The sequence below is a fragment of the Marinobacter sp. KM021 genome (assembly GCF_050707965.1).
GTDB classification, from domain to species: Bacteria; Pseudomonadota; Gammaproteobacteria; order Pseudomonadales; family Oleiphilaceae; genus Marinobacter; species Marinobacter shengliensis.
Window position 1 is genome coordinate 2547325 of sequence record NZ_CP136129.1, and the last position, 21893, is coordinate 2569217.

The 21893-nt window shown below is 57.9% G+C and carries 16 protein-coding genes; 3 read left to right on the top strand and 13 right to left on the bottom strand.

Translation table 11 applies throughout. The features are described from left to right. Nucleotides 1–202 precede the first annotated feature (202 nt). The 3 genes from ytfE (at nt 203) to moaA (ending at nt 4309) form a co-directional block, all read left to right on the top strand. Nucleotides 203–886 (top strand): iron-sulfur cluster repair protein YtfE, encoded by a 684-nt coding sequence (ytfE, locus tag RVM24_RS12000; RefSeq protein WP_431474052.1) that lies wholly within the window; start codon nt 203–205, stop codon nt 884–886. Then, nucleotides 879–3164: a nitric-oxide reductase large subunit gene (locus RVM24_RS12005; protein ID WP_431474053.1), complete on the top strand. Its 2286-nt coding sequence runs from the start codon at nt 879–881 to the stop codon at nt 3162–3164. The genes ytfE and RVM24_RS12005 overlap by 8 nt, the downstream gene beginning before the upstream one ends. A gap of 152 nt (nt 3165–3316) precedes the next feature. Then, nucleotides 3317–4309: a GTP 3',8-cyclase MoaA gene (gene moaA, locus RVM24_RS12010; protein ID WP_431474054.1), complete on the top strand. Its 993-nt coding sequence runs from the start codon at nt 3317–3319 to the stop codon at nt 4307–4309. A gap of 223 nt (nt 4310–4532) precedes the next feature. Here moaA and RVM24_RS12015 read toward each other — a convergent pair whose 3' ends face one another. From RVM24_RS12015 to RVM24_RS12075, 13 genes are all read right to left on the bottom strand, one after another. Beyond that, nucleotides 4533–5147 carry a nitrous oxide reductase accessory protein NosL gene (locus RVM24_RS12015; protein ID WP_431474055.1) on the bottom strand — a complete coding sequence of 205 codons (615 nt, stop codon included), beginning with the start codon at nt 5145–5147 and terminating at the stop codon, nt 4533–4535. A gap of 20 nt (nt 5148–5167) precedes the next feature. After that, nucleotides 5168–5998, bottom strand: a complete 831-nt coding sequence (locus RVM24_RS12020; protein WP_058092703.1) for an ABC transporter permease — start codon at nt 5996–5998, stop codon at nt 5168–5170. Next, nucleotides 5995–6927, bottom strand: a complete 933-nt coding sequence (locus RVM24_RS12025; RefSeq protein ID WP_138435265.1) for an ABC transporter ATP-binding protein — start codon at nt 6925–6927, stop codon at nt 5995–5997. Before RVM24_RS12025 ends, RVM24_RS12020 begins: the two co-directional genes overlap by 4 nt. After that, nucleotides 6924–8192, bottom strand: coding sequence for a nitrous oxide reductase family maturation protein NosD (locus RVM24_RS12030; RefSeq protein WP_431474056.1), 1269 nt, complete (start codon nt 8190–8192; stop codon nt 6924–6926). The genes RVM24_RS12025 and RVM24_RS12030 overlap by 4 nt, the downstream gene beginning before the upstream one ends. 283 nt (nt 8193–8475) lie before the next feature. Next, nucleotides 8476–10371, bottom strand: coding sequence for a TAT-dependent nitrous-oxide reductase (gene nosZ / locus RVM24_RS12035; RefSeq protein WP_431474057.1), 1896 nt, complete (start codon nt 10369–10371; stop codon nt 8476–8478). 62 nt (nt 10372–10433) lie between these two features. Then, nucleotides 10434–12542, bottom strand: coding sequence for a transcriptional regulator NosR (nosR, locus tag RVM24_RS12040; protein WP_431475403.1), 2109 nt, complete (start codon nt 12540–12542; stop codon nt 10434–10436). Nucleotides 12543–12677: 135 nt separating this feature from the next. Next, nucleotides 12678–13079, bottom strand: a complete 402-nt coding sequence (locus RVM24_RS12045; RefSeq protein ID WP_319634280.1) for a ribonucleotide reductase subunit alpha — start codon at nt 13077–13079, stop codon at nt 12678–12680. A gap of 54 nt (nt 13080–13133) precedes the next feature. After that, nucleotides 13134–13883, bottom strand: a complete 750-nt coding sequence (locus tag RVM24_RS12050; RefSeq protein ID WP_431474058.1) for a Crp/Fnr family transcriptional regulator — start codon at nt 13881–13883, stop codon at nt 13134–13136. Between the two features lie 307 nt (nt 13884–14190). Beyond that, nucleotides 14191–14997, bottom strand: coding sequence for a peptidylprolyl isomerase (locus tag RVM24_RS12055; protein WP_431474059.1), 807 nt, complete (start codon nt 14995–14997; stop codon nt 14191–14193). Nucleotides 14998–15121: 124 nt separating this feature from the next. Beyond that, nucleotides 15122–15799 (bottom strand): respiratory nitrate reductase subunit gamma, encoded by a 678-nt coding sequence (gene narI, locus RVM24_RS12060; RefSeq protein WP_431474060.1) that lies wholly within the window; start codon nt 15797–15799, stop codon nt 15122–15124. 18 nt (nt 15800–15817) lie between these two features. After that, a complete protein-coding gene (gene narJ / locus RVM24_RS12065; protein ID WP_138435261.1) occupies nt 15818–16558 on the bottom strand; it encodes a nitrate reductase molybdenum cofactor assembly chaperone in 741 nt (246 codons plus the stop codon). Nucleotides 16559–16568: 10 nt separating this feature from the next. Continuing rightward, nucleotides 16569–18146: a nitrate reductase subunit beta gene (gene narH, locus RVM24_RS12070; RefSeq protein WP_138435260.1), complete on the bottom strand. Its 1578-nt coding sequence runs from the start codon at nt 18144–18146 to the stop codon at nt 16569–16571. Next, nucleotides 18143–21886, bottom strand: coding sequence for a nitrate reductase subunit alpha (locus RVM24_RS12075; protein WP_431474061.1), 3744 nt, complete (start codon nt 21884–21886; stop codon nt 18143–18145). Before RVM24_RS12075 ends, narH begins: the two co-directional genes overlap by 4 nt. Nucleotides 21887–21893 lie beyond the last annotated feature (7 nt).

Genomic DNA, 21893 nt, shown 5'->3' on the forward strand with positions numbered 1-21893 from the left:
ATTGCACTTACATCTTTAAGGCTATATCGAACGACATCGAAAATCAAATTCGAAAAAATATCTATACAAATCAATTGCAAGAGCCAATTTAAAGACCTGAAACACAGAATCCTAGAACTTTATATTTGACATTCAACTTACATCTAAATGAAAATTCACTCCGATACATTTATCTATTATGCATGTTTAGGAGTGCGTAATCATGAATATGACTAACCTTCCACTCGGCCAGCTGGCCCGTGACATTCCTGGGGCCTCCGCCGTGCTGCATCGCCACAAGCTCGACTTTTGCTGTCATGGTGACGCCTCATTGATGGCGGCAGCCACGGCAAAAGGACTCGACCCGAACGCCATTGCCAGCCAGCTGATCGCCTTGCAAGCCCGGACTGACCAGGCTACGCCAGAAGACCAAACCAGTAACGAAGCGTTGATTGAGCACATTCTGACTCGCTTCCACGATGTACACCGTGAACAACTCCCTGAGTTGATTCGATTGGCTCAGCGCGTAGAGCGCGTTCACAGCAAGCACCCCCGCTGCCCTTCAGGGCTGGGCGCACACCTTGAAAACATGCAGAACGAGCTTGAATCGCACATGCAAAAAGAGGAACAGATCCTGTTTCCGATGATTGCCCGTGGAATCACTGGCATGGCCGCAGCCCCGGTTTCGGTCATGCGCAATGAACACGAGGACCATGGTGCCGCCCTGGCTGAAATCCACAGCCTCACCTTCAACCTGACCTTGCCAGAAGGTGCATGCAACACCTGGAGAGCGCTCTATCTGGGCCTGACCGAACTGGAGAATGACCTCATGGAACACATCCACCTGGAAAACAATGTGTTGTTCCACCGGGTTGATGGCTTGCTGGGGGGCGCGCAACGTGGCTGACTATCGAAAACTCTGGTGGATTCTGATCGCCATTCTGGCAATCACTTTTACACTGCTTGGTTACTTTGGTCGGGAGGTCTACCGAGAGGCTCCCCCCATACCCGACCAGGTGGTTTCTGCCGCTGGCGACCTTCTGATGACGGAAGAGAGCATTCTTGATGGCCAGACTGCCTGGCAGTCCATGGGCGGTATGCAAGTCGGATCTATCTGGGGGCATGGTGCCTATCAGGCGCCGGACTGGACTGCAGACTGGCTTCACCGCGAACTGGAAACCTGGCTGGAAATTGCCGCACAGGAGGAGTTCGGGCATGCCTGGCACAGCCTGAGCGGCCAACAACAGAACGCTCTGCAGTACGATCTGAAAACTGAATACCGGAACAACACCTATGATGACGCCACCGGTACCCTGCATCTCTCAGACCGGAGAACCCGCGCCATTGCCAAAACGGCCGACTACTACAGCCGGTTATTCAGCGATGCGCCAGAGCTACAATCCACCCGCGCAAGCTATGCGATGAAGGAGAACACACTGCCCAGCCCCGAGCGCCGGCAGCAAATGACTGAGTTCTTCTTCTGGACGGCCTGGGCTGCAGCAACCGAGCGCCCGGGAAGCAACGTCACCTACACCAACAACTGGCCACACGAACCGTTGATCGACAACAAGCCCAGTGGCGAGAATGTGGTCTGGTCAGTGATCAGCGTCATTCTCCTGATCGCCGGGGTAGGAGGCCTGATCTGGGCCTGGGCATTCTTGCGCAAACACGATGACGATGAACCTGCGGCGCCGCTTAAAGATCCCCTCAGTGCCCTTGCACTTACCCCCTCCCAAAGGGCACTGGGAAAGTATCTGCTGCTGGTCGTTGGCCTCTTCACCTTCCAGGTCATGCTGGGTGGGTTTACCGCACACTACACCGTCGAGGGTCAGGGCTTCTACGGAATCAACACGTCGGAATGGCTCCCGTACTCGCTGGTCCGCACCTGGCACATTCAGGCGGCGCTGTTCTGGATTGCGACCGGCTTCCTGGCAGCCGGACTGTTCCTTGCGCCCATCATCAACGGCGGCAAGGATCCGAAATTCCAGAAACTGGGTGTAGACGTGCTGTTCTGGGCACTGGTTGTGGTCGTTGGCGGCTCATTCATCGGTAACTTCCTGGCCATTGCCCAGATCATGCCCCCGCATCTGAGTTTCTGGCTGGGGCACCAGGGTTATGAGTTTGTCGACCTTGGACGTCTCTGGCAGATCGGCAAGTTCCTCGGCATCGTGTTCTGGCTGGTCTTGATGTTACGCGGCATTGTGCCGGCCCTTCGTCAACCCGGCGACAAGAACCTGCTGGCATTGCTCACCGCCTCGGTGGTTGCCATTGGCCTGTTCTACGGCGCTGGTTTCTTCTACGGAGAACGTACCCATATTTCCATCATGGAATACTGGCGCTGGTGGATTGTTCACCTTTGGGTAGAAGGCTTCTTTGAAGTATTCGCCACGGCCGCCCTGGCGTTCATCTTCTGCAGCATGGGACTGGTGTCCCGCACTATTGCAACGTCTGCCAGTCTGGCCTCCGCCAGCCTGTTCATGCTCGGTGGCGTACCAGGAACTTTCCATCACCTGTACTTCTCTGGCACCACAACACCGGTGATGGCGGTTGGTGCAACATTCAGCGCACTGGAAGTTGTGCCATTGGTTGTCCTTGGCTATGAAGCCTGGGAAAACTGGCGGCTGAAGACCCGCGCTCCATGGATGGAAAATATCCGCTGGCCACTGATGTTCTTCGTTGCTGTCGCGTTCTGGAATATGCTCGGCGCGGGTGTCCTGGGCTTCATGATCAACCCACCGATCGCCCTCTATTACATTCAGGGCCTGAACACGACGCCCACCCATGCCCACGCAGCGCTGTTTGGTGTCTACGGGTTCCTGGCCCTGGGCTTCACGCTGCTGATCCTGCGTTACATCAGGCCGAGCATTGTCTTTGACGAACGACTGATGAAGATCAGCTTCTGGTGGCTGAATATCGGGCTCGTCCTCATGCTGTTCACCAGTCTGTTGCCCATCGGCATCATCCAGTTCCTGGCAAGTGCCAGTGAAGGCCTCTGGTACGCCCGAAGCGAAGCCTTCCTGCAGAGCGATGTCCTGCAAACCCTTCGCTGGATCCGGACTATTGGCGATGTTGTGTTCATCGTTGGGGCGCTTGGGGTCACCTGGCAGGTGGTAAAAGGCATTTTCTTCCCCAATCTGGAGCCGGCGCCCTACCCTGATGATGAGGCCATCTCCGAGCGGGCATAGAGTGTATTGACCGTTTTCCCCGGGGCCTTTTCTGGCCCCTTTTTTTTGGTTCATACAGGGATTACCCCCCGAGAGGTATCGGATTGGGTTGGGATATCTGTGATACTTTGACTATCCTTTATACATATGACTCCAGACAGGGAAACCTGCCCATGCCGCAAGCCAAGCTGACCGACCGATTTGGCCGCACCGTCAATTACGTGCGCCTGTCGGTGACTGACCGCTGCGACTTCCGCTGTGTGTACTGCATGGCGGAGGACATGACCTTTCTGCCCCGCCAGCAGGTTCTGACGCTGGAGGAGATCGCCAGGCTGGCTCGCAACTTTGTTGCCCTGGGTACCGAGAAAATCCGCCTGACAGGCGGCGAACCCCTGGTCCGCAAAGACATCCTTGAGCTGGTCCGCGAAGTAGGCACCTATGGTTTGCGGGATTTTGCCATGACCACCAATGGCAGCCAGTTGCCGACCATGGCGGAGAAACTGCGTAAGGCGGGCCTGCACCGTCTCAATATCAGCCTGGATTCACTGGATTCTGAAAAATTCCGTTCCATTACCCGCACTGGCAATCTGCAGCAGGTGTTGGACGGCATTGATGCCGCCCGGGACGCCGGTTTCCGTGGCATCAAGCTGAACACGGTGGTGATGAAAGGCCGCAATGATGAAGAGATTCCAGAGCTGATTGAGTTTGCCCGGAAAAAGCAGGTGGATATCAGTTTTATCGAGGAGATGCCGCTGGGTGAGATTTCGGAGCATGACCGGGGACTTGCCTTGTGTACCAGCGAGGAGGTGCGGGATATCATCCGTCAGCGCCATGAGCTGATTCCGGTGGCCAAGGATTCTGGCGGGCCGGCACGTTACTATCAGATGCCGGACAGCGATTGTCGGGTCGGGTTCATTTCACCGCATTCCCATAACTTCTGTTCGACCTGTAACCGGGTTCGGGTGACGGTTGAGGGGCGGCTTTTGCTGTGCCTTGGCAATGAGCATTCGGTGGATTTGCGGCGGGTTCTGCGGGGCAATCCGGTGACGGATGACAAGCTTCAGCAGGCGATCATTGATGCGATGGATCTGAAGCCGGAGCGGCATCACTTTTCCAGTAATGGTGAGGTTCAGATTCTTCGGTTTATGAATATGACTGGCGGTTGATTGTTCCAGCCTGTTGATTCCTAGCCTTTTAGGTTTGGAACTGGAGCCAGTGGCGGTTGGCCTTCCAAAAAACGCTCCTTCGGCACTTCCTTGTGGCGCTTGGGCTCCGCCATCCATGGCTCCGCACATTTTTGGAAGGCCAACCGCCACCGGCTCTTTCTGACTCTCGTTGAATCGCACTAACCCCTTCATTCATCGCCAAAATCTTCTCACTCTCAGCATCTCAGTGCCCGTGGTGGTCGCTATGATTTACGGGTGTTGAGCGCCCTTCCTCTGCTTCGTTCTGATCATGCATATGATCCATCTCACCCATTTCCTCCATGCCGTGCATGCTCATACCTGCGTTAAGGTGCTCCAGGGTGATGTCGTCAAAGCTGAGAATTTCTCCCCCATAGGTCGCTGCAAAGTCGGTCGCTTCGGATTCTGTTTCAAACGAAGCCAAGGTCGGGCCCATGGCACCGGTGCGTTCTGAGCCGACGACGTACCAGGCTTCACGGGCGTCGATCAGGTGGGTGTCGTCCGGGTGGTCCCAGTGGGTTTCGGCCATGTTGTGGACGTAGAGGGTGTGGTCGCGGTTTTCGTTTTCCGGCTGTAGGAACCAGGCGAACATGTCTTTGGTGGAGCAGAACTTGCGGGTGTGCTGCTGGCGTTCGGTAAATGCCTGGCCTTTGGGCCCGGGGAAGTTGGTGATGACCATGCCGCATACGTGGCATTCGTCGCCGGAGTCAAAGTGAACGGGGTCGGGTTTGGCAGCGGTTTGTTGTTCGCCGTTGGAGCAACCCGCGAGGGTGATCGCCGTCAGGGCCGCTATAAGCCATTTGGTGAGCGGTGTGGGCATGGTTCTGTTCTCCGGTGGTATCAGATTTTTCGGTTTTTGAATAACAACAGGGCGCCAATCAGCGGCGTGGCACACCAGAGCGCCAGGCCCAGCCAGAGCCCTCCGGTGCCGATGGGCAGGTCTGAGCCCAGGCTGAGTACACCGCTCAGCTGGTTGCCATCACCGAAGGCCACGATGTTGAGCAAGCGGTAGATATCGGTGGGGTTCAGCATCAGCAACCAGGGCAGCAGCTCCGGGTTGAGCTTGCCCTCGCTGGCAACAAGGATGCCCAGCAGCATCAAGTCAAAGATCAGTACGAAGAAGAACCAGATGGCCAGGGCCAGGCCTGCGGCTACGGGTTTCTCGCTGACCCTAACGCTGACCAGGTACGCCAGGGCGATGAACCCCCACCCCAATAGAACGGTTGAGCCGATGAACCTGCCCATGGCGGCCGCCAGGGCGCCAACTGCGACATCATCTACCAGTACGGCGATGGCGATGGCCGCAACCCCGAACCCGATGAGTGTGGCCAGGGCCAGGGTCAGGCCGTGGCCAAGGAATTTGCCGAGCAGGAGCTGGTTTTTACTGAGTGGGTAGGTCATCAGCAGCAGAAGTGTGCCGCCCTCTTCTTCACCCACAATAGCGTCGTAGGCAAGCAACAGGGCAATCAGCGGTATCAGGAAAATGCCAAGGCTGGCCAGGCTGGCAATGGTGGCCGGCGTGGAGGCGTAACCGACCTGCCCGGACGCCGCCGCACCAAACCAGGCAATGCCCAGAGCGAGGGTGGCGAACACCAGGCTGATCGCCACCAGCCAACGATTGCGAAAGCTGTCGCTAAGTTCCTTGCGGGCAATGGTCCAGATAGCATTCATTGGCCACCTCCCCGATGGGCCAGGCCACCCGAGCCGATGAAGTGAACGTAGATATCTTCGAGGCTGGGCTGGTGTATTCCCAGGTCCGCCACTTCTCCGGAGTTCATCAATGCGTGTATCAACGCCATTTTTTCCTTCGGTCTCACGTCCACTTGCAGACGGCCGTTGTTGCTTTTCATGAGTAGCCCGGCGTTGGGGCGTGCGCCGTCAATCGCTTTCTCCAGCGCCATCATGGTAGTGGCCGGCTCCAGGCTGAGGGTGACCGGCATGTTGGCCTGGCGGCGTAGTGCCGGCAGGTCACCGGCGGCTTTCAGGGCGCCGTCGGTGAGGATGGCGGCGCGGTCAATGTAGGGTTCGACACCGGGCAGGACGTGGGAGCACAACACAATGCCCGTGCCGTCATCCCGCAGGCGCCGCAGCAACCGGTACAAGTCGGCCGTTGCCACCGGGTCCAGACCAACCGTGGGTTCGTCCAGCATCAGTAGCTTCGGCTTGCCGAGCAGCGCCTGGGCCAGGCCAAGGCGCTGGCGCATGCCCTTGGAGTAGGTTTTGGTGCGGGCATCCATGGCATCGCCCAAGCCAACCTGCTCCAGCAGCTCTGGCACCTGCTTCAGGCTGGCACCTTTGAGCCGGGCAAAATGGCTGAGGATTTCCCGCCCAGTCAGCTGCGGGTAGAACATCACGTTCTCCGGCAGATAGCCTATGTGTTGGCTTACGTGGGGATCACCGGCTTCGCCACCCAACACAGAAACCTTGCCCTGGGTCGGTTTCATCAAACCCAGAATGAGTTTGATCGAAGTGGTTTTACCCGCCCCGTTATGGCCAAACAGTCCGAGAATTTCCCCCGGCTCCAGCCGCAAGTCCACGCCATGGAGCACCGTCGCCTTATCATAGCGGTGGCTCACATTGTCCAGTCGAAAGCAGTTCATCGGATCTCCGATTGCAGGTGTTCGGGAATTCGCATCAACGGTTTGGGATCACTCACCCCGGCAGACTTCACCACCGGAAACGCATCCTGCACCCAACGCAGGGTGTCCACCGCCGGGCTGAACATCAGCACCCGCGCCTCCGGGTACTTCCACAACAAGCGGTCCACGTTGTCATTAGGCTCGTAGGGCACATCGCCAATGCCATCCTGGTTACGATCCCAGCCCAGATAATCACTCCAGAAATTCCCCCGCCCATCCTTCGCCCAGGACTGGGTACGCGTGGCCACATACTTCACCTGCCGCTCGTTGTTCACAAAGGCATTATCAAACACCTCGTTCTGCTCGGAACCGGCGGTCAGATGAATGCCGATATTGCTGTTGCCGAAGTAGTTACCCTCGAAGGTGTTGTACAACGAGTTATAGATGAACACCGCCTTGCCCTCGCCTCCGGAAATCATCACCCCACCGGTTTGCCCCTGAGACACCCCGGTCACCACATTGCCTTTGAGGGTGGAATTGGTGATGAAATTCATCAGAATCCCGTAATTCTCATCATTCTCCGACCGGTTATTCACCACCGTCAGATACTTGCTCTGCATCAACGCATACCCCGTGCGAGTGCCACGGGTCACATTGCCTTCCAGCAGGTTGTGCATGGAGTACATGTAGTGAATGCCATAACGCAGATCCGACATCACGTTATTGCGAATCTTGTTGTTATTCGCCGTCTCGATATAAATCGCATCCCGGGTCTGGCGAATGTCATTTCCCTCAATCAACGCCCCGGTGGTATTGAACAGATGAATCCCGTTGCCCCGATCCTGGGACCGAAGGTTTGTATCCCCCCGTATCTCGTTATTCCGGACAACCACATCCGGCGTCGCATCCAACCACACCCCAAACGCCGGCCCCTGAAGCCGGTTATCCGCAACAACCGCCCCCTTAGCCTCCCGAGCCACAAAAATCCCCGCATCCAACTCATTCAGATCCTGCCCCCAGTTACGCACCACACAACCGGAAAACGACACCCCCTCCGCCAGAATCTCCACGCCGTGCCCTGCCCCACCGGCATCAATCACCGAATCGTCAGCACAGGACACAGAAACGCCGGGCACCCGGATAACCAATGGCGGAAGCTGCTCGGAAGGAAGCTCGAACGATGCGCCTGGCTCCAGGGCATCCAGCTGATCTTGCAGGTTGGCACTTGCGGTCAGCGAAATCAGAGCGACTGACAGGGCCACCCCATAACGCAAAAGTTGATACATCAAATGCTCTCTAGGTTGATAAGTAACCCGTGGACGTCGCGACCTGAGACAGAACCACGGGAAATTCATAGCGCCTTCGGCCGCCCCGAGGACAGCACGGTATCCGGCAATCCAAGTGGAGAGACCTTTCCAAAACTGTGCGGAGCCAAGGATGGCGGAGCCCAAGCGTCACATGGATGTGCCGAAGGAGCGTGTTTTGGAAAGGTCTCTCCACTTGGGTTGCTACTCCCAACCAACAGGCTGGGGCCCCAAAAAAGGGACCCCGAACCAAGGTCAGAAGCTATCAGGCCTTCTCGACCAACATGCGACCACCCATCTCCATATGCAGCGCATGGCAGAACCAGTTGCAGTAGTACCAGTAAACCCCAGGCTTACCCGCCGTAAAGGTCACTGATGCCGTCTGCTGAGGACTGATCTCCATACTCACACCATGGTTCACCATACAGAACCCGTGAGTCACATCCTCAATGGAATCCAGATTGGTCACAACCACCGTAACCTCATCGCCCTCCTTCACCTTGAACTCCAGCAACCCGAACTGCGGCGCAACCGAAGTCATGTAAACCCGAACCTTGTTGCCATCACGGATCACCTTGCTGTCAGACTCAAGATTAACCCCGTCCTTCTCCGCCATCGCACGAGTAGCGGCAAAGTAAGGATCATTCCGTTCCCAGATCTTCTTGGTCCGGATCTGGTCACGGCGTACCAGGATACAATCGTGTGGCTCGGCGTACGCGGGGCCATCGTGAACCAGCTTCATCTCCTCGCCGGAAATATCGATCAATTGATCGTTCTCGGCGTGCAGCGGGCCTACCGGCAGGAAGCGGTCCTTGGAGAACTTCGACAACACCACCAGCCATTTTCCATCCGCATCGCGTGATTCGGTCAGCGACGCGTGGTTGTGGCCCGGCTGATAGTGAACGTCCAGCTTCTGGCGGATGTAGTTCACGTCTTCGCCATTGTAGTGCTTGATCGCATCCGCGATGTTCCACTTGGCCACCTGACTGTCGATAAACAGCGTGGTGTAGGCATTGCCACGGCCGTCGAACGTGGTGTGCAGAGGCCCAAGACCCAGCTCCGGCTCCGCAACAATCGGATCGCGGTCACCGATCTTGTCATCAAACAGGTCATCGAGCTTGTCGATGGCAATGATGGACACTGTCGGAGACAGTTTGCCGTTGGCAATGAAGTACTTGCCATCCGGCGAAGTGTTCAGACCGTGCGGGTTCTTCGGCACCGGAATGTAACGGGTAACGGTGGAACCCTTACGGCCGTCAACGACGGGTACGTCGGAGTCACCGATGGTTTTGAAGTTACCGGCCTTGACGGCAGCTTCAATACGCTCCACGTTGAACACCACCACCCAGTCACGGTCGTTTCGCATGGTGCCGGCCAGGTCTACGGCTTTCTCGGAGTTGTAGCAGGTTGAGGCCGCATATTTACCGGTGTAGTCGGCGTCGGTGTTATCCAGGTTGCCGTCCACAACGACCTGCCAGGCGACCTCCATGGTTTCAGCGTCAACCGCAGTAAACATGGTGTAGCTGTTCTCAAGGCTGTAATCGCTGCCATCGTTCGGTTGTGGAATGACAAACTCGGCATTACAGAACACGTAGTTCGTGCGCGGCACCTTTTGAAGACGCAAACCGTGAATCGCCTGAACATTGGGGATGTGGGTAACCTTGTCGGTTTTGAACACATCCAGTCGAATACGGGCAATACGACTGTTGGCCTTGTCGTTAATGAACAGGTATTTGCCGTCGTAACGGCCGTCTTCCATGGACACGTGCGGGTGGTGGCAATCGCCGTTTGGATACAGCTTGTCCCGGCCCAGAATGTCCTTGCTCTCGTCGGTGATGCCCCAGCCGGTGGCGGAATCAATGTTGAACACCGGAATCCGCATCAGCTCACGCATGGACGGAACACCCAGAACACGCACCTCACCCTGGTGACCACCGCTCCAGAAGCCGTAGTACTCGTCCAGCTCACCGGGTTCGATATGAATCTTGTTCTTGGCTTCCCTGGCCGCTGCGGCGAACGATTCGCGGGTCATCATGGTGGCACCCAGGCCGGTTGCACCAGCCACGCCGGCCAGGGCGGCTGCTCCCATGAAGCGGCGACGGCTCAGACCACTCTCCGGCGCATCCGGCGTACCCTTGCTCAGATCATCTTGCTTACTCATAGCTCCAACTCCGTTATTGGTTATGGCGGTTTTAGCTTCTCATGGCTTTTTACAGGTACTGCTCAGTTCACCTGAACCACGGGGATTTCCTCCGGGTGGCCCGGTGCGTTGTGACCACGGCGTTTGCCCCGGCGCTTGACGATCAGAGGCGGACACTTGTGGTCATCGAAATAGGTCATCTGGCAATCCAGGCAGTAGTGGCATTCCATGTAATTGATGTGCCCGTCCGGGTGGATGGCCTGCACCTCACATTCGTGGTCGCAGAGGCGGCAGGGGTTACCGCACTCCTTGCGGCGCTTGAGCCAGTCGAACACCCGCAGCTTGGAAGGCAGAGCCAGGGCTGCTCCAAGCGGGCACAAGTAGCGGCAGAACACCTTCCGAGTGAACAGATTGACCACCAGCAACAACAGGGCGTAAGTGACGAAGGGCCAGGTGCGATCGAAGCGGAGCGTAATGGCGGTTTTGAAGGGTTCCACCTCCGCCATTCTTTCTGCGGTGGCAAGGGATTCCAGGGAAACGCCGAACAGGACCAGCAAGATGATGTACTTGATGGCCCAGAGCCGTTCATGCACGGCAAACGGCACGGTGTACTGGGGCACCTTCAGTTTGCGGGCAATTTCGTTGGTCAGTTCCTGCAGGGCGCCGAACGGGCACAGCCAGCCGCAGTAAACCGCACGCCCCCAGAGCAATACGATGCCGGCCACCACCGACCAGAGAATGAACAGCATGGGATCAATCAGGAAGGTTTCCCAGCGGAAGCCGCTGATCAGGCTGTTTACAAAGGTCAGCACGTTGACAATCGACAACTGCCCGAGGGCATACCAGCCAATAAAGAACAGGGTGTAGGTCAGGAATGCATGGCGAATCCAGCGCATCATCCGCGGCTTTTGTACCAACCAGTCCTGGAAGAACAGGATGAACAGCAGCACCGCAATACCAAAACCAACCACGATGATCTGGAACTGCTTCTGATACCAGACCTGAACCCACATGGGTTGCTCTTCCAACCACTCTTCCTGGGTAAGCTCGGGTTCCGCACGGGTGTAATACTTGTCAGGCAGTTGGTATTCCAGGGGGAACACCGCAAATTCGCTGTCCAGAGGGCCGGTCTGGCGCTTTACTGTCAGCTCCAGGGACCAGGGTTCGCCCGGGTCAAAGTTGTATTGCTGGCGAATGATGAAAATGGCCATTTCCGGCAGGCGCGGCATATCGCCCAGGTAAACATCGCTCAGGCGATAGTAGTCCAGATCCCGGAAGTTGAAGGTGTCTCCGAACTGGCGGATCTGCAAGCGATCAAAGATACCGCCACGCACATAACCTGAACCACGGAAGGAGTAGGACCCGGTGGCCAGCACCGCAATGGCATGCTCGCCTTCCTTCAACTCAGACATCAACCACTCATATTGGCGATCACCCAGCAGGTTACGACCAATGGACGGCGCATCCAGGTAGGCGGCGTACAAGTCGATCAGGGGTTCATCCCGCTGATCCACGGGCGCGGTTTCGACGCCCTCGGCGGGGCTGCCAACAAAGACATCATCCACCTGGCCCCGGGTCAGCAGCATCCGGCGGATTGAGCCATCGCCGGTTAATTCTGTCCAGGAACGTTGCCGGAAGCTGCCCTTGTTCACTTCAGCCTTGGGGGGCCGCTTGCCAACCCCAACGCCTTTAACCAGACCCAGCTCACCGCCAACTCGATGCGCCGTGCGCATAATGACTTCGTTGATGACCATGACCGTGACGGTGGCACCGGATAAACCATCTACTGCCACCCTACGTTCAGACGATTTCCCCCCAACGGTTACTCGCTGGTCAGCTTTCAGGCCGGCGTATTGGTCAGTGAACTCATGCATCTTGGCTTCAGGAATCCCGATCAGGAGGATCGGTTCATCGTGATGGATCACCCGTGCGCCTTTGATCTCGCCTTCCGTATCCAGCACCACCATGGCATTCAAAGGCTTACCGGAGTATGCCGGGGTTTGCACGAAATCGAGGGTCTGGTAGGCGTAACCCACCAGTTCATCGCCAGCATAGAGTTGCTGGATGGCCCGGTTGTCTTCCCGGGGCTCATAGCGCGTGACCGACGGAATGGCGACCTGGATCACCTGCCGGCCGGCAACCGGCTCATATTCGCTCAATGAGGTAGCGTTGGCGGATGAGACAAGAGTCATCAACGCAAGCAATACCAGACCTAATCCCTTAAACACTCAAACCCCCAATCCTGATGGAATACAACAAGGGTGGATGACAATTGATAAAAATCACATACCTCTTTTTGGATACGCCAAAGGCGTAACCGCCGGAGATCAGCCCAGGCTCACCGCCTGGCCGGCTTTATCAAGGGGCAGGTAATTGCCGACGTTACCCACACGGATGCTTTCAACCATCATGGTCATGGGTTGCTGGGCTTCATCGCTGGAGGGTTCTATGCCGCCACGGCCAGACATGGCCGCCACGAAAACCATATCCCAGTCCTGGCCGGTGGTTCGGGACTCTTCAGCCAACACAGTGAAGTCTGGTGCTTCCCCAGGGGTTTTATCCACGCAGATTACCGGGGTCAGCGCCCCACCCTCACCACGTTGGAAGGCGGCCCGCTCGGCGGCGGATGCATCATCCGGCAGCTCGGCTTTGCAGAACACAAACAGGAATCGCTGGGGCTCATGTTGGTTCTGGCTGGCCTTAACAAGGTCCTGGTAACTGCTGATCATATAAATGCCCCTGACTTGGCTAAGTTTGAAAAAAGGGCCCGGAGGACCCGAAAACTACTGACTGATTTCGATCAGTCGTTGAGGGTCGGAAATAAACAGTCTGCTACGATTCACCCGGACCAGGCCGTTGGACTTGAGGTCGGCCAGAATTCGGGAGAAGGTTTCCGGCTGCATAGCGAGGCGCGAGGCCACCAGGCATTTGGGAAGGGGCAGTTCAACTTCGCCCCCTTCCAGGGCGCCATTAGGCAGCAGGTCGATCAGGTAGCGGATCAGGCGGTCACGGGCGTTCTGGACGGTCATGATTTCCAGGTCGTGGAACCGTGTGACGGCGCGCATGGCGTAATGGCGAAGCGCGGCCTGGGCGTACTCCGGGTGCCGGTCAAGCAGTTCCTGATAGGCTTTAACCGGGATCATCAGCACTTCGCTGGATTTGAGCGCTTCGGCGTAGCAGGCGTACCTTGGCGGATCGGCGTAGATCATGACTTCAGCGAAGCAGTCGCCGGGGGCGATGCTGTCAAGGGTTCTGTCGATGCCGGAGGAGTCGAGGCGGTAGAGTCTGAGGCGGCCGCTGATCACGAAGAAGAAGTGGTGCGCTGGCATGTCCTGGCGGTAGAGCATCTGGTGGTGGCCGAGACGCAGGCGCCGGGACTGCTGGATGAGGTAGTCCAGGTCGTGGGCTTTGAGGCTGCGGAACAGGGCGTGGCTGCGTAGTGCTTCCAGGCCGTCTTCTTCATCAAGCGGTTTGTTGATGGCGACGAGTACGGGTTTGGTGTATCGGCTTTCGGCGCTTTGGGTGACGGCCATTGGGGTATCCTCTCTGCATATTCATGCATTCAATATCTTGTTTTAAATAGTAGAGGGATAGTGGTGAAAAATCGCTCCCCCGATGGGGGTATAAGGCGGGTTCTTGTTGAGTAGTTGACTTAACTCAATTATTCGCTTTGCTAACCAAGCTGGAAATCAGATCATGGAGTTTGGCCAGCAGTTGTAGACCCTTCCAAAACACGCTGTGAATACATCCCTGTACGCTCTGCTCCGCCATCCCTGGCTTCGCAAGGTTTTGGAAGGGTCTACAACTGCCGGCCTTCGCACTCCGGAGTAATATTCCTATTTATTGCATCAACGGCGAATCCGGCAGCTCCAGGTCGACGCCTTCTATGCCGGTTTCAACGGCCAGGACTTGCAGGTACTGGCGGAAGGCGCGGCGGGTGACACTTTCGCTCAGGTATTGGCGAATCTGGGGTTTGACGTGTTCGTACGGGAGCTGTTCGCCGTCGATTCTTTGGTCTACCCGGACGATGTGCCAGCCGTAGCGGGTTTCGATGAGTTCGGGATTCAAACCTTCGGTGAGGCTAAGGACCGGGCGTTCGAATTCTTCGACGGTCTGGCCTTTGCTGATCTGGCCGAGGCTGCCGCCCTGGTGGCGGGATTCGCAGGCGGAGTATTGTTTGGCCAGTTGGTTGAACTGTGAGCGGCCGTCCAGGAGGGCAGTCAGGAGTTGTCGGCCGGCTTCTTCCTGGCGCATGCGTTCTTCGATGTCGTCCGGGGCGGCAGCCAGGAGTATGTGGCTGACGGCCATGATGGTGGGGCTGCAGAATCGGCCGGGGTTGGCGGCGTAGAAGCGTTCGCAGTCCTGTTCATCGGGGTCCGGGACGTTGAGTTCGAGTTCCAGTACCCGGGCGATGCGGTCTTCTTCGTCTTCGATGTTGTCCAGGTTCAGGCGGCTGGCCTGTTGCAGGAGTAACTCGCGGATGACGAGGCTTTTGGCGGCTTCGTGCCAGGCTTCGGCCAGTTCTTCGGCGGGGTGGTGCTGCATTTCCCGGGCGATGTCGTCTTCGTGGATCAGCGTGTCACCCACATACACCGGAGGGAACTGGTTTCTGGGTTTGCCGGCTTCGCCGACGGGGATTATTTGCATGTAGCTTCTCCAAAAAGATGCTTTGCCACGGACGGCACGGACATTCACGGACAAAGACGAACAGGAACTTGTATAAAATCATTCCTGTCCGTGTGAGTCCGAGCCGTCCGTGGCTGCTTCAGATTCAGGCGCGCTTGCGAACCACCTGGTACTTCCGTCCGAAATACTCCACTGGCACGCTGAGCATGTGTACCAGTCGGGTGAACGGGAAGAGTACGAAGAGGGTCAGGCCCAGGAAGATGTGCATCTTGAAAATCCAGTGAGCGTCAGCAACATACACGGCCACGCCGCCCTGGAAGGTCAAAACGCCCTGAGCCCAGGCGGAGAACTTGAGCATCTGGGAGCCGTCCAGGTGACCCATGGTGGGGATAATGGTCAGCAAGCCCAAAGTAACCTGTACCACGAGGATGCAGATAACCAGGTTGTCGGCCATAGTGCTGCTGGCACGTACTCTGGGATCAGTCAGTCGGCGGTAGGCGAGCATGGCGCCGCCGATCAGGCACATGACGCCGGCGATGCCGCCGACCACCACGGCCATGACCTGTTTCTGGCCTGGGGTCATCAGCCATTCATAGGCCCATTTCGGCGCCAGCAGGCCAACCAGGTGGCCGAAGAAGATCACCAGGATACCCACATGGAACAGCACGCTGGCCAGTACCATGTTTTTCTTTCTCAGCATCTGGCTGGAATGAGCTTTCCAGGTGAACTGACCGTGGTCATAACGCGCCCAGGTGCCGATGAACAGGACCGCCAGGGCGATGTACGGGTATACCCCGAAAACCAGTGTGTGTAGATAGGACATTGTCATTTCCTCCTGCGCTTACGCGCGCCCTGCCTGACGGGGGGTAGCGTCCGTCATCAGCTGATCACTCAGGTGAATGGTCTGGGTCTGTTCCAGCTCGCGGCGGCGTTGTCCAACCACGCCACCGGTGCTGCAGGAGCTGCCCTGGTCATCCACAAATTTCACCATTTCTTCTTCCCAGACCTTGTCCAGGGCTTCCGGCGTGTCGTCGCGCTCTTCCGAGGCAACGATCTGGGCCAGTTCCTGGCGGTTGGTCTTGCGGCCGGACAGCACCAGCAGCGAATCCATCACCACGTGGTAGACGCTTTCACGCTGGTACAACCGCTCGCCGAGCAGGCCGAGGATGTGATGGATGTCTTCCAGCCAGTTCCTGATTTCGTCCCATGGCCGGGTAGACAGGTATTCCAGGAACAGCGGCAGGTAGTCCGGCAGTTCCCGGGCATCAATCTCCAGGCCATTGGCCCGGTATTGTTCCATCAGGTCTACCATGGCCTGGCCGCGGTCGCGGGATTCGCCATGAACATGCTCGAACAGCAGCAGGGAGGTGGCCCGGCCCCGGTCGAAGGTGCCTACGTAGGATTCCTGAAGGTCCATCAGGTCGCCGTCGCACAGGCGGTCGATGCAGGTCAGCAGCTGTTCTTTGTTCTGCCGGGGCAGCCGGCTGTCCTCCAGGACAGCGGCTACCAGGGCGTCTTTGGATTGCTGCAGTTCGTCGGTGGGGTACTCGAGTACCCGCGCCAGTACTTTCAGAAGTTGCATAACTTGCTCCTCAATCCTGCAGCTGTTTCGGGTCAACCTGCTTTACGGTCGCCAGCTTGCTGACCATGCTGGTGGTCTGCTTCTTGCCACCGAACAGGCTGAACTCGCTGTCACCACCGTTGCAGCCGTCGCCGAAGCTGAAGCCACAACCACCACGCTCGCCGTAGGCGTCCGCATCCGGGAAGGCTTCCTTGGCCAGCTCGCGATGGCTGGTCGGAATCACGAAGCGGTCCTCGTAGTTGGCGATGGCCAGGTAGCGGTACATTTCGTCCGCCTGGGCCTTGGTCAGCCCGGCTTCCTCCAGGGCGCGCAGGTCTTCCTTGCCTTCCACGGTCTCGGCACGCTTGTACAAACGCATGGCCATGATCCGCTTCAGAGCGCGAACGATGGGCTTCTCGTCACCGGCGGTCAGCAGGTTCGCCAGGTACTTGACCGGAATCCGCAGGCTTTCGATCTTCGGCAGTACGCCGTCGAACTCGACCTTGCCGGCTTCCGCCGCAGACTGGATCGGGCTGAGCGGCGGCACGTACCACACCATGGGCAGGGTGCGGTATTCCGGGTGCAGCGGCAGGGCCAGTTTCCAGTCGACGGCCATCTTGTAGACCGGGCTCTGCTGGGCGGCTTCGATGACGTTCATCGGGATGCCGTCTTTCTTCGCCTGCTCGATCACTTTCGGGTCGAACGGGTCCAGGAAGATTTCCAGCTGCTTTTCATACAGCTCGTGCTCGCCCGGGGCGCTGGCCACTTCTTCAATGCGGTCTGCGTCGTACAGCAGCACACCGAGGTAGCGGATACGGCCTACACAGGTCTCGGAGCAGACGGTCGGAAGACCGGCTTCGATACGCGGGTAGCAGAAAATACACTTCTCGGACTTGCCGGTTTTCCAGTTGAAGTAGATCTTCTTGTACGGGCAGCCGGAGACACACATCCGCCAGCCGCGGCACTTGTCCTGGTCGATCAGTACAATGCCGTCCTCTTCGCGCTTGTAGATGGCACCGCTCGGGCAGCTGGCCACACACGCCGGGTTCAGGCAGTGCTCGCACAGGCGCGGCAGGTACATCATGAAAGTGTTTTCGAACTGGCCATAGATGTCTGCCTGCACCTGATCAAAGTTCTTGTCTTTGCGGCGTTTGGCAAACTCGGTGCCCAGAATTTCTTCCCAGTTCGGGCCCCATTCGATTTTCTTCATGCGCTCGCCAGAGATCAGCGACCGGGGCCGGGCGACCGGCTGGTGCTTCACATCACCGGCGGTGTGCAGGTGCTGGTAGTCGTAGTCAAACGGTTCGTAGTAGTCATCGATTTCCGGCAGGTCCGGGTTGGCGAAGATGTTCGCCAGTACCCGGAACTTGCCACCGATGCGGGGGCGGATTTTGCCGGAGCTGTCGCGCATCCAGCCGCCCTTCCATTTGTCCTGGTTCTCCCACTCTTTCGGGTAGCCAATACCGGGCTTGGTTTCGACGTTGTTGAACCAGGCGTATTCCATGCCTTCACGGCTTGTCCATACGTTTTTGCAGGTGACGGAACAGGTGTGGCAACCAATGCACTTGTCCAGGTTCAGCACCATGCCGACTTGGGAACGGATTTTCATTTTACTGCCTCCTGAGCATAGTCATTGCCTTCACCGTCGAGCCAGTCCACGTTCTTCATCTTGCGGACCACCACGAACTCGTCCCGGTTGGAACCTACGGTGCCGTAGTAGTTGAAGCCGTAGGAATACTGGGCATAGCCACCGATCATATGGGTCGGTTTCGGGCACACACGGGTGACCGAGTTATGGATGCCGCCCCGGGTACCGGTAATTTCAGAGCCCGGTACGTTCACGTTGCGTTCCTGGGCGTGGTACATCATCACCATGCCAGGCATCACCCGCTGGCTGACCACCGCCCGGGCCGCAATGGCACCGTTACTGTTGAACAGCTCGATCCAGTCGTTGTCTTCAACCCCGATGTCTTTGGCATCGTCTTCACTCATCCACACGATGGGGCCACCGCGGGAGAGGGTCAGCATCAACAGGTTGTCGCTGTAGGTACTGTGAATACCCCACTTCTGGTGCGGCGTGATCCAGTTCAACGCTTTCTCCGGGTTACCGTTGCTGCGCTGATCCTGCATGCTCTCAATCGCCTTGGTGTTGATGGGCGGGCGATACACCAGCAGGCTTTCACCGAAGGCGCGCATCCACTCGTGGTCCTGGTAGAACTGCTGGCGGCCGGTCAGGGTGCGCCAGGGAATCAGCTCGTGCACGTTGGTGTAGCCAGCGTTGTAGGACACATGCTCGTCTTCCAGACCAGACCAGGTCGGGCTGGAGATGATCTTGCGCGGTTGCGCCACGATGTCCCGGAAGCGGATTTTCTCCTCTTCCTTGTTCTTCGCCAGATGGGTGTGGTCCAGGCCGGTCATTTCAGACAGTGCGGCCCACGCCTTCACGGCAACCTGGCCGTTGGTTTCCGGCGCCAGGGTCAGAATCACTTCCGCGGCATCAATGGCGCTTTCAATCTTCGGACGACCCGCGTTGGCACCGTCCAGATGGGTGTAGTTCAACTCCTTCAGGAAGTTGACCTCCTTCTCGGTGTTCCAGTTGATGCCCTTGCCACCGTTACCCAACTTGTCCATCAGCGGGCCAAGCGAGGTGAAGCGTGCGTACGTGTTCGGGTAATCCCGCTCAACGGTGATGAAGTTGGGCGCGGTTTTACCGGGAATCAGGTCGCATTCACCTTTTTTCCAGTCCTTCACATCGAACGGCTGGCCCAGTTCCGCCGGCGCATCGTGCAGCAGCGGCAGGGTCACCACGTCTTTCTCGACACCCAGGTGGCCCTCAGCCGCCTTGGAGAAGGATTTGGCAATGCCCTTGTAGATTTCCCAGTCACTGCGCGCTTCCCAGGCCGGATCAGTGGCGGCGGTCAGCGGATGGATGAACGGGTGCATGTCTGAGGTGTTCAGGTCATTCTTCTCGTACCAGGTAGCGGTCGGCAGAACGATGTCTGAATACAGGCAGGTGGTGGACATGCGGAAGTCCAGGGTCACCAGCAGGTCGAGCTTGCCCTGCGGGGCTTCGTCGCGCCACTTGACCTCTTGCGGCTTGGCACCGCCTTCCACGCCCAGGTCTTTGCCTTGCAGGCCGTTTTTGGTGCCCAACAAGTACTTGAGCATGTACTCATGGCCCTTGCCGGACGAGCCCAGCAGGTTGGAGCGCCAGATGAACAGGTTGCGCGGGCAGTTCTCCGGCGCTTCCGGATCCTCACTGGCGAAGGCCAGGGAGCCGTCCTTCATGGACTTGGCCACATAATCGGAGACGTCCATGCCAGCCTTCTCGGCTTCCGCCGCAATACCCAGCGGGTTGCGGTTGAGCTGGGGCGCAGAGGGCAACCAGCCCATGCGCTCCGCGCGCACGTTGTAGTCGATCAGGCTGCCACTGAATTTGGACTTGTCCGCCAGCGGCGACAGGATTTCGTCGACACCCAGTTTCTCGTAACGCCACTGGCCGGAATGGGCGTAGAAGAAGGAGGTAGAATTCATGTGGCGTGGCGGGCGCTGCCAGTCCAGGCCAAACGCCAACGGCTGCCAGCCAGTCTGCGGGCGCAGTTTTTCCTGGCCAACGTAGTGGGCCCAGCCACCGCCGCTCTGGCCGATACAACCACACATGATCAGCATGTTGATCAGGCCACGGTAGTTCATGTCCATGTGGTACCAGTGGTTCATACCGGCACCCACGATGACCATGGAACGGCCCTTGGTCTTGTCGGCATTATCCGCAAACTCACGGGCAATGCGGATCACTTTCTCGGCGGGTACGCCGGTGATCTTTTCCTGCCAGGCCGGAGTGTAGGGCTTCACTTCGTCATAGGAAGTGGCGCCGTCATCATCGCCCAGGCCACGGCTGATGCCGTAGTTGGCGACCATCAGGTCGTAAACAGTGACCACACGGCCTTCGGAGCCGTCAGCCAGCTTGACCTTGCGGGTGCCCAGCTTGTGCTTGAGGATGTCCTTGATTTCCACGTGCTTGAAGTGGTCGTGCTCAATACCACCGAAGTACGGGAAGGCAACGTCCACAACGTCGTCGTGTTTCTCGACCATGGACAGCTGAAGGTTTACATCGGAGCCCTTGGCGGTCTGCTTCAGATTCCACTTGCCCTTCTCGCCCCAGCGGTAACCGATGGAGCCATTCGGTGCAGTCAGCTCGCCGGTGCTCTCGTCAATGGCGATGGTTTTCCATTCCGGGTTGTTTTCTTCACCCAGTCCGTCCACCAGATCACTGGCCCGCAGGAAGCGGCCCGGCACATAGCTGCCGTCGTCTTTTTCATCCAGCATGACCAGGTACGGCATGTCGGTGTAACGGCGCACGTAGTCGGTGAAGTATTCACTGGGCTTGTCGACGTGGAACTCTTTCAGGATCACGTGACCCATGGCCATGCCCAAAGCAGCGTCGGTTCCCTGCTTGGGGTTCAACCACTCATCAGACAGCTTGGAGACTTCCGCGTAGTCCGGGGTGATGGCAACGGTCTTGGTGCCCTTGTAGCGCACTTCGGTAAAGAAGTGGGCGTCCGGGGTACGGGTCTGGGGCACGTTGGAACCCCAGGCGATGATGTAGCCGGAGTTGTACCAGTCAGCAGATTCCGGCACGTCGGTTTGCTCACCCCAGGTTTGCGGGGAAGCCGGCGGCAGGTCGCAGTACCAGTCGTAGAAGCTCATGCACACGCCACCGATCATCGACAGGTAGCGGCTGCCGGCGGCGTAGGACACCATGGACATGGCAGGAATCGGCGAGAAGCCAATGATGCGGTCCGGGCCGAACTTCTTGGCGGTGTAGACGTTGGAGGCAGCAATCAGCTCGTTGACTTCGTCCCAATTGGAACGAATGAAACCACCCATACCACGGCGGGGCTTGTACTCGGCGGTTTTCTTGGGGTCTTCAACAATGGACGCCCAGGCTTGCACCGGGTCGTTGAACTGAATTCGGGCCGCACGCCAGAGCTTCATCAGGCTCTTGCGCATCAGTGGGTACTTCAGGCGGTTAGCGCTGTACATGTACCAGGAATAGCTGGCACCCCGGGGGCAGCCACGGGGTTCATGGTTGGGCAGATCCGGGCGGGTACGGGGGTAGTCGGTCTGCTGGGTTTCCCAGGTGACCAGGCCGTTCTTGACGTAGATCTTCCAGCTGCAGGAGCCAGTGCAGTTTACGCCGTGGGTGGAACGCACAACCTTGTCGTGCTGCCAGCGCTGGCGGTAGCTGTCTTCCCACTCGCGACTGACTTCATGGGTTTCGCCGTGGCCGCCCGCGAACGGCTCGCGCTTCTTCCTGAAGTAATTCAGTTTGTCGATTAAATGACTCATGGTCTCT

What these genes read in the sequence shown, in the direction of transcription:
- ytfE (WP_431474052.1), top strand. Translation starts at nt 203, where the DNA reads ATGAATATGACTAACCTTCCACTCGGCCAGCTGGCCCGTGACATTCCT.
- moaA (WP_431474054.1), top strand. Translation starts at nt 3,317, where the DNA reads ATGCCGCAAGCCAAGCTGACCGACCGATTTGGCCGCACCGTCAATTAC.
- RVM24_RS12015 (WP_431474055.1), bottom strand. Translation starts at nt 5,147, where the DNA reads ATGCCCACACCGCTCACCAAATGGCTTATAGCGGCCCTGACGGCGATC.
- RVM24_RS12020 (WP_058092703.1), bottom strand. Translation starts at nt 5,998, where the DNA reads ATGAATGCTATCTGGACCATTGCCCGCAAGGAACTTAGCGACAGCTTT.
- RVM24_RS12025 (WP_138435265.1), bottom strand. Translation starts at nt 6,927, where the DNA reads ATGAACTGCTTTCGACTGGACAATGTGAGCCACCGCTATGATAAGGCG.
- RVM24_RS12030 (WP_431474056.1), bottom strand. Translation starts at nt 8,192, where the DNA reads ATGTATCAACTTTTGCGTTATGGGGTGGCCCTGTCAGTCGCTCTGATT.
- nosZ (WP_431474057.1), bottom strand. Translation starts at nt 10,371, where the DNA reads ATGAGTAAGCAAGATGATCTGAGCAAGGGTACGCCGGATGCGCCGGAG.
- nosR (WP_431475403.1), bottom strand. Translation starts at nt 12,542, where the DNA reads ATGACTCTTGTCTCATCCGCCAACGCTACCTCATTGAGCGAATATGAG.
- RVM24_RS12045 (WP_319634280.1), bottom strand. Translation starts at nt 13,079, where the DNA reads ATGATCAGCAGTTACCAGGACCTTGTTAAGGCCAGCCAGAACCAACAT.
- RVM24_RS12050 (WP_431474058.1), bottom strand. Translation starts at nt 13,883, where the DNA reads ATGGCCGTCACCCAAAGCGCCGAAAGCCGATACACCAAACCCGTACTC.
- RVM24_RS12055 (WP_431474059.1), bottom strand. Translation starts at nt 14,997, where the DNA reads ATGCAAATAATCCCCGTCGGCGAAGCCGGCAAACCCAGAAACCAGTTC.
- narI (WP_431474060.1), bottom strand. Translation starts at nt 15,799, where the DNA reads ATGTCCTATCTACACACACTGGTTTTCGGGGTATACCCGTACATCGCC.
- narJ (WP_138435261.1), bottom strand. Translation starts at nt 16,558, where the DNA reads ATGCAACTTCTGAAAGTACTGGCGCGGGTACTCGAGTACCCCACCGAC.
- narH (WP_138435260.1), bottom strand. Translation starts at nt 18,146, where the DNA reads ATGAAAATCCGTTCCCAAGTCGGCATGGTGCTGAACCTGGACAAGTGC.
- RVM24_RS12075 (WP_431474061.1), bottom strand. Translation starts at nt 21,886, where the DNA reads ATGAGTCATTTAATCGACAAACTGAATTACTTCAGGAAGAAGCGCGAG.